The following is an 8,785-nucleotide window of genomic DNA, read 5'->3' as shown; positions in this document are numbered from 1 at the left end:
ACAAGTTGGAGATATCGCTGGTATCACAATGTATGCAAGACAGTTCGTTCAACCGATATCGAATTTAGCACAAATGTTTAACGTTATCCAACAAGGATTAGCAGGGGCAGAACGTGTATTCAATTTGATTGATGAAATGGATGAATACATTAATGATGGTGAATACGAAGTTAAAACCTTAAAAGGTGATGTTGAGTTTAAAAACGTAACATTTGGATATGATCCTGACACTATCGTATTATCGGATATATCATTCAAAGCAGAAGAAGGAAAAACAGTTGCAATCGTTGGACCTACTGGTTCTGGTAAAACGACAATAATTAACCTTCTTAACCGTTTTTACCACATAAACGATGGAGATATCCTAGTAGATGGAAAAAGTATCTATAACTACAAAAAAGATCCTCTACGTCAAAAAATTGGTGTCGTACTTCAAGATACAAACTTATTCATAGGTACAGTACTTGATAATGTCAAATTCGGGAATCAAACTGCATCAATGGAAGAAGTGATAGAAGCTGCAACATTAGCCAATGCACATGACTTCATTATGAAACTACCAAAAGGATATGAATCAGAAGTAACAGAAGGTGGACAAAACTTTAGCCAAGGAGAACGTCAGTTGATCAGTATCGCAAGAACAATACTATCTAACCCAGATATTCTTATCCTTGATGAGGCAACGTCTAACGTTGATACAAGAACAGAGTATCGTATCCAAAAATCAATGAACACATTGATGAAAGGTCGTACAAGTTTTGTTATCGCACATAGACTACAAACGATTAGAAATGCACATAAAATACTAGTAATAAAAGATGGAAAACTTATTGAAACAGGAGATCATAAAGAATTGCTGGAACAAAAAGGATTCTACCATGATTTATACAAAGCACAGTTCAAAGACCTAGTAGAAGAATAAAAGACCAATATTTGGTCTTTTTTCTATATCTTATTTATAAGAAATTATGTATAATTGTCTTATGGAGTGATACTATATGAAAAGAAAAAGAAGATTTGGAGATCGAAAAGATGGTTACAAATTAAGAAAAGCAGATCCATTTTTTAGGATTATCCCACACATCATGCCTCACAGACATGATGCACAAGTATTTTTTGAAGACCGTATTTACTTAGATGAAACTCATAGATTAATAAGACAGTTAAGAAAAGAAGGATACAAACTAGGATTCCTTCATGTATTAATTGCATCAATGGTACGAACTATTTCACAGAAACCAAAAATAAATAGATTTGTTGTAGGTAGAAAAACGTATGCTAGAAACGAGATATCATTCTCACTTGCAGTGAAGAAAGATATGACAGAAGATAGCGAAGAAACGACAATCAAAGTTAAGTTTGAACCTGATGCAACAATCTACGATGTAATAGAAACAGTTAACGAAGCAATCGAAAGTAACAAGGGTGAAGAATCAAGTAACAGCACTGATGTAGCAGCTAAAGTGTTTAGCATGTTACCTGGATTCCTACTTAGATTCGCTATGTTTATGGTTCGTAGTTTAGACAACAAAGGATGGTTGCCAAGATTCTTAACCGAATTAAGTCCATTCCATGCATCGATGTTTATTACAGATTTAGGAAGTATTGGAATTAGACCTGTATATCATCATATATACAATTTAGGGACCAATACTGTATTTATATCTTTTGGAACTAGAAATAGAGAAAAAGAAGTAGATAAAGATAATAATGTTATAACAAGAAAATCAATGGATTTAAGAATAGTAGCTGATGAAAGAGTTGTGGATGGTTACTATTTTGCAAATGCAATCAAATTAGCAAAAAACACTATTGCTAAACCATTTTCACTACTAGAAAAGCCTGAGCAAGTAGTAGAAGATAACGAAATTTAACTTTTTTGAAAAGGATTACAATTAAGGGTTTACATAAAAAAAAATGTATGGTAAACTAATTAAGGTTAGAAGACAAATACCAAAAAATATATTAAAGAAAGAGGTGATGGTAATGATTAAATTAGTAATGAGAACAGAGTACCCAAATTTCAGTGCTTCTTTAAGTATGCACTATCCGTCACTTATGAATAGACGCCATTAAAGGTTTGTTTTATTAGTAATATTTCTATAATATTATAAAACACATATACTTAATGTCTTTCATTGTGATGATGAGAGACATTTTTTTATATTTATAAGGCAAATTGACATAAGAGGTGATTGAAATGAACATATTAGCAGTATCTAAATTAAAAAAAGAGTTCAATGGTGAAACATTGTTTGAAAATATATCATTTGAAATAAACAGTAAAGATAAATTAGCAATTATTGGGAAGAATGGTACAGGGAAATCAACATTATTAAAGATGATTTTAGGTGAACTAGAATCTGATGCAGGTATTGTAAGTAAAAACCAAAAAGCAAGAATCGGGTATTTATCTCAAGATGTAATATCAAAACAACAAAACACATTGTTTGATGAGATGCTATCTGTTTTCAAAGAGCTAATACATTTAGAAAACATCATTAAAGAAGTAGCAGATAAACTAACATTGGATCCAAGTAACGAAGAATTACTAAAAAAATATTCTGATTTAGAACATAGATATCAAATCCAAGGTGGATATGAATACCTATATAAGATAAATTTAATTCTGAGCAAATTCGGGTTTAGAAAAGAAGAATATCAAAGAAACATATCAACATTTAGTGGTGGAGAAAAAACAAGAGTAGCCTTCTCAAAACTATTATTGGAGAATCCTGAGTTACTAATACTAGATGAGCCAACAAATCATCTTGATATTGATATCATAGAATGGTTAGAAGATTATTTGAATAAGTACGACGGTGCGGTATTAATCGTTACACATGATAAGTACTTTATATCAAAAGTGTGTCGTAAAATCATTGAGATTGATCAGCAAACATCACATGTATATCACGGTACGTTTGAAGAATATCAAGAAGAAAAAATAAAACGTTACGAGCTAATGCTTAGAAAATACAATAGACAACAAAAAGAAATTGCACATCTTCAAAGTTTTGTTGATAGATTTAGATTCAATGCAAAACGCGCAAGTATCGCAAAAGATCGTGTAAAAAAAATCAACCGAATTGACAAATTAGATAAACCACATATAAGTAAAAGACAAGTGAAAATGAACTTTGAACAAAAGAGAAACACAAGAGACATCATACTTGAAGCAAAAGACTTATCAATTGGATATGAAACACCATTACTATCTCATATGAATTTCAGTATGAGAGGGTATGACAAGTTGGCAATTATTGGTCCTAATGGGACTGGTAAAACAACACTATTAAAAGTTATTGAAAAGAAACTAGGACCATTACAAGGACGTGTTGAGTTTCTTAGAGATTATAATGTAGGTTATTTTGATCAAAACCAAGAAACACTTAATTACTCAAAAACAATCTTTGAAGAAATACATGATACCTACCCAGCATTCACCAATAACGACGTTAGAAGTGTTGCTGCAAGATTCTTGTTCTTCAATGAAGATTTAGATAAATCAATTAGTATATTAAGTGGAGGAGAGCGAGTACGTTTGGTTCTTTTACTATTAATGCTGTCGAATCCTGATTTACTTATATTGGATGAACCAACTAATCACTTAGACATTGAAACAAAAGACATTATTGAAGATGTATTTAGTGAATTTAGTGGTCCGATTATATTTGTATCCCATGATCGATATTTCATTAACAAAATAGGAACAAAACTCGTATATCTTACAGAAAATCATATGGAAGAATTTGAAGGATCATATGATGAATTTAAAGAGTCACATATTGAAGTTTCAAAGAAAAAAGAAAAGAAATTAAAACCAAAAAACAAAATTAAAAACAAAGAAAAAGTAATTCAAAATCTAGAAAAAGAAATCCATAAAACAGAAGATAAAATAGAACATCTTAATAAAGAATTATTCAAACATGAAAACTATGTTGATAAAAAGAAAATGGATTTATTAAACGCAGAAATAGAAGAACTTCAAACATACTTAGAAGAAAAGTATGAAGTATACTACACAGAATTAGAAGAATAGAGGTGATTAGATGAGTATACAAAAAGAGAAAAAAGTAAACCGATTTAAACAATTTCACAAATGGCTTAAAGGACAATATCATTTATACTTTATAGCATTAATCTTGTTAGTCGTTTTACAATATTTTAGGACATTACTTCCATTGTTCTTCCAATACATTATTAATACAGTATTAGGAAATGAAACAAGTGAGTTACCACAGTTCATGCAAGATTGGACGATGACCGAATCTGTAACAAAAACATTATTGTTTGTAGGATTATTATATGCAGGATTTGCATTATTTAGAATCGTACTAATGTTTTTCAGACGAGTATCAATTGGTATGTTTATGGAACGTGTCGCTTACAACATGAGAAACAGATTATATTCAAAACTACAAAATTTAAGTTTCTCTTACCACTCACAAGCAGAAACAGGAGATCTAATCCAACGATGTACAACAGATGTAGAAACATTTAGAGTATTTGTCGGTGAGCAATTGATCGAAATCTTTAGATTGATATTCCTAGTAGGATTCTCAATCTATCAAATGGCACGAATTAACCCAACAATGATGATATATAGTGTAATGGTTACACCAATCATATTTGGTAGTGCATTTATCTACTTTATAAAAGTTAAAACAATATTTAAAAAAGTAGAAGAAGCTGAAGCTAAAATGACAACAACGTTACAAGAAAGTGTAACTGGAATCAGAGTGGTTAAAGCATTCGCTAAAGAAAAATACGAAATAGAAAAATTTGAGAAACACAGTAAAGAGTACTTAAAAGAAGATTATAAACTTCTTCGTTTAATGGCTTTCTTCTGGGGTGGAACAGACTTTATTATATTTGTACAATACGGACTTGCCCTATCAATGGGTATCGTATTAACGGTAAATGGAGTTATTGAACCTGGAGATTTCCCAGCATATCTAATGTATATTGGTATGGTTGTATGGCCAATGAGACAACTTGGTCGTATCATCGGAGACTTTGGAAAAACAACAGTAGCACTAGACCGTTTAGATGGAATTGATTTAGAACAAAATGAACATGATTATGATTCTAAAGATACTCCAGAAATCGTCGGAAAAGTCGAATTCAAAAACGTTGGATTCCAATTTCACGATGATAACAAACCATTATTAAAGAATATCTCATTCACTGTAAACAAAGGTGAGACAATCGCAATTGTAGGTAAAACAGGATCAGGGAAATCAACACTTATTAACTTAATGATCCGTTTACTAGACAATCAAGAAGGTCAAATCCTATTTGATGGAATAGATATCAAAGAAATAAACAAGAAACACTTACGAGAACACGTAGGAATAATTATGCAAGAACCATTCTTATACAGCAGAACTGTATACGATAATATTGGTATCATGGATAAAAAAGCAGAAAAAGAAAGAATTTACCAAGCTGCAAATATCGCAAGTTTACATGATGATATAAACAACTTTGAAGCTGGATACGAAACAATAGTTGGTGAAAGAGGAGTTACACTTAGTGGTGGACAGAAACAACGTGTCGCAATCGCTCGTATGTTAATTCATTCAAAACCAGTATTAATTTTTGATGATAGCTTAAGCGCTGTAGATACAGAAACAGATATTCAAATTAGAACTGCTTTAAATGAGTTCTGGAGTAATACAACTGTATTCATCATCACACACCGTATCACAACTGCGATGGAAGCAGATAAAATTATCGTATTAGACAAAGGTGAAATCTCTGAAATGGGATCTCATGATGAATTAATCAAAAACAAAGGAATATATAATGACCTTTGGGATATTCAATCAAACGTCGAATATGATTACGAATCAATAAACAAGGAGGACGAATAATATGAGCTTTTACGAAGAAGAAGATTATACTGAGTCTAAGTTTGACCTACTTGTCTGGAAGAAAATATTCCGATTTATGAAACCACTTAAGAAACATTTATATATCGGGATTGCAGCTGCAGTCGGATTAGCATTTATCGATACACTGTACCCGTTAATAAACATGTATGCAATTGATGAAATCATCTACGAAGGATCATTAGAGAAGTTACCATATTTCATAGGATTCTTCGCAGTTGTTGCAATTACAATTGCAACACTAGTATTTACATTTATTATTCACGCAGGACAAATACAACAAAAACTATCATATATTTTACGTAAAGAAGCATTTAAAAAGCTTCAAGAACTACCATTTAGTTATTACGACAAAACACCAGTAGGGTGGATAATGGCGCGTATGACTAGTGATAGTAGACGTTTAAGTGAAATTCTATCATGGGGTCTTATCGATTTATCGTGGGGATTACTAACTATGATCGGGATTACAATCGTTGTATTCATTATTAACTGGAAACTTGCTTTAATATTACTAGCAATGCTTCCAATAATTATGATTCTAAGTGTCTACTTTAGAAAAAGAATACTAAAAGCATACAGATCAATCCGTAAAGAAAACTCAAAAATTACAGGGTCATTCAATGAAGGAATCACTGGGGCTAAAACAACAAAAACTTTGGTTCTAGAAGATGAAAATTTTAAAGACTTTGATCGATTAACATCAAAAATGAGAAACCACTCAATCAGAGCAGCAATATTTAGTGGTTTATACTTCCCATCAATACTATTTGTTGCATCAGTTGCAACAGCGTTAGTTATGTACTTTGGAGGTATAGAAGCAAGTAAATTTAATGATATATTAGGTATCGGAATCACAGTAGGTACCCTATATGTATTCTTAAATTATATTGGACAATTCTTTGAACCAGTTATGCAACTAGCAAACATTCTAGCAAGACTTCAACAAGCGCAAGCTAGTGGGGAAAGAATTATGGCATTGATCGAATCAAATCCTGAAATATGGGATAGACCAGATGTAATTGAAAAATATGGAGATGCTATCAACTTCAAAAAAGAAAACTGGGAAGAACTACTTGGTGATGTTCAGTTTAGAAATGTAACATTCAAATACAACAAAGGTGAAACAGTACTAAGTAACTTCAATCTTGATGTAAAACAAGGTGAGAGTATTGCACTGGTAGGACACACTGGAGCTGGAAAATCAACAATAGTAAATCTAATCTGTAGATTCTACGAACCAACAGATGGACAAATCTTCATTGATGGAAAAGACTATAAAGATAGATCACTTGGATGGCTACACGATAATTTAGGATACGTATTACAATCACCTCACTTATTTAGTGGAACGATAATGGATAATATCCGTTATGGTAACTTAAAAGTTAGTGAAGAAGATGTATTCGAAGCTTCTAAATTAGTTGAAGCACATGACTTTATCATTGAGTTTGAAGATGGATATAATACAGAAGTAGGAGAAGGTGGAGCAAGGTTAAGTGTTGGACAAAAACAACTAATCAGTTTCGCAAGAGCATTACTTGCCAATCCAAAGATTTTAATCTTAGATGAGGCAACAAGTAGTGTAGACACTCATACTGAAAAATCTATCCAAAGAGCAATCGATACAGTACTAGCAAACCGTACTAGTTTTGTTATTGCACATAGACTTAGTACAATAACAAGCTGTGATCGTATCTTAGTATTAGAAGATGGAAAAATTATCGAACAAGGTAATCATAAGGAATTAATCAAACAAGAAGGACAGTACTACAAACTATACACAAATCAGTTTAAATCAAAAGCAATCGAAGATTCAAAAAACGGATAGAAATATCCGTTTTTCTTTTTTATGGGCATATGCTCATTGCAATTTAGATTAAATCTAATTACTCACAATATAGTTCGAGTACAAACGGCTTTGTATAAGGTTAAAATGATATCGTTTACATTTCGAACTAATTCGCATACAAAATAGGTTGTTGTTAGAGTGTTTCACCTTATATATAATATAAGTAGTTAAATACAGGTGATTATATGAAAAGAATAGAAACCTTCAATACAGAATTGAATAAGTCAAATTTTAATACGGGAACAGGATTACTGGAGTACAAAAAGCAGGTTTCAAATTCAATTGAAAAAGCTATCAAGTTACTTCCGAAAAGAGATAAAGTTTGCATAATTGGAGCAGGAAAAATGAGTGATTTCGATATTACTATATTTTTGCGCTTTTTTGATGAAGTAATCATAACGGATATCGATTTAACATCTGTGAATGAAACGATTAATTATTTACGCTTACCAGCAAAACTTAGAAAGAAAATCACAATAGTTAGAACAGAGTATACTGGATTTGAAATCAATCATTTCTTTGATGATTTCAAAGAGAGAATAGTAAACTGTTATACATTTGAAAAAATAGAACAAGTATTGGAAAGTAAATTAAAAGGACTAGATAGATATAAGTTCTTAAAAGAATATGAGAATGATTTGGATTTTATTTTTGTAAGTCCGATTTACACACAACTTATTTATAATCAATTAATGAGAGAATGCTCAGTTTTGAGAGAAACCGGGTATCCTGAACATTTAATAAAGTTTATTGAGAATTACATGCTGGATCAGATGATTCCAGTTATAGACAGATTCAATAGTAATTTGATTTCACGTTTACAAAAAGACGGAAGATTAATGGTACTTAGTGATATATTCCAACTTGATGTGAAAAGTGATTTCTACAAAAGAATAGAACATTCAATTAAGAACTATGACGTTATAGAAGAAATATATAACGGTTATAAAGAGAAGTACGGAATGGGTCTTGGTGATTATGGGCTTTACAACCTTGATGAGCAAATGAAACGAAGTGTATCAAAATGGATGATTTG

6 protein-coding genes are annotated in these 8,785 nt (G+C 31.4%); all 6 read left to right on the top strand.

Going from position 1 to position 8,785, the window contains the following annotated elements:
• The coding region (locus tag AC2LE6_RS07525) for an ABC transporter ATP-binding protein (protein ID WP_484478654.1) at positions 1–922 on the top strand (922 nt) is incomplete at its 5' end.
• 76 nt (positions 923–998) lie between these two features.
• Complete coding sequence (locus AC2LE6_RS07520) at positions 999–1,874, top strand: 2-oxo acid dehydrogenase subunit E2 (RefSeq protein WP_484478653.1); 876 nt, start codon at positions 999–1,001, stop codon at positions 1,872–1,874.
• Positions 1,875–2,200: 326 nt separating this feature from the next.
• Entirely contained in the window at positions 2,201–4,042 is a 1,842-nt protein-coding gene (locus AC2LE6_RS07515) for an ABC-F family ATP-binding cassette domain-containing protein (RefSeq protein ID WP_484478652.1), read from the top strand.
• 10 nt (positions 4,043–4,052) lie between these two features.
• Complete coding sequence (locus tag AC2LE6_RS07510; RefSeq protein WP_484478651.1) at positions 4,053–5,879, top strand: ABC transporter ATP-binding protein; 1,827 nt, start codon at positions 4,053–4,055, stop codon at positions 5,877–5,879.
• 1 nt (position 5,880) lies between these two features.
• Positions 5,881–7,728 carry an ABC transporter ATP-binding protein gene (locus AC2LE6_RS07505; protein ID WP_484478650.1) on the top strand — a complete coding sequence of 616 codons (1,848 nt, stop codon included), beginning with the start codon at positions 5,881–5,883 and terminating at the stop codon, positions 7,726–7,728.
• A gap of 206 nt (positions 7,729–7,934) precedes the next feature.
• Positions 7,935–8,785: hypothetical protein (locus tag AC2LE6_RS07500; protein ID WP_484478649.1), on the top strand; the 851-nt coding region annotated here is incomplete at its 3' end.

The sequence above is a fragment of the Candidatus Izemoplasma sp. genome (assembly GCF_982632705.1).
The sequence above is the reverse complement of the archived record's forward strand: the minus strand, read 5'-3'. Positions and strand labels throughout refer to the sequence as shown.

Coding starts and splice junctions, on each gene's coding strand:
- AC2LE6_RS07520 (WP_484478653.1), top strand. CDS start 999: ATGAAAAGAAAAAGAAGATTTGGAGATCGAAAAGATGGTTACAAATTA.
- AC2LE6_RS07515 (WP_484478652.1), top strand. CDS start 2,201: ATGAACATATTAGCAGTATCTAAATTAAAAAAAGAGTTCAATGGTGAA.
- AC2LE6_RS07510 (WP_484478651.1), top strand. CDS start 4,053: ATGAGTATACAAAAAGAGAAAAAAGTAAACCGATTTAAACAATTTCAC.
- AC2LE6_RS07505 (WP_484478650.1), top strand. CDS start 5,881: ATGAGCTTTTACGAAGAAGAAGATTATACTGAGTCTAAGTTTGACCTA.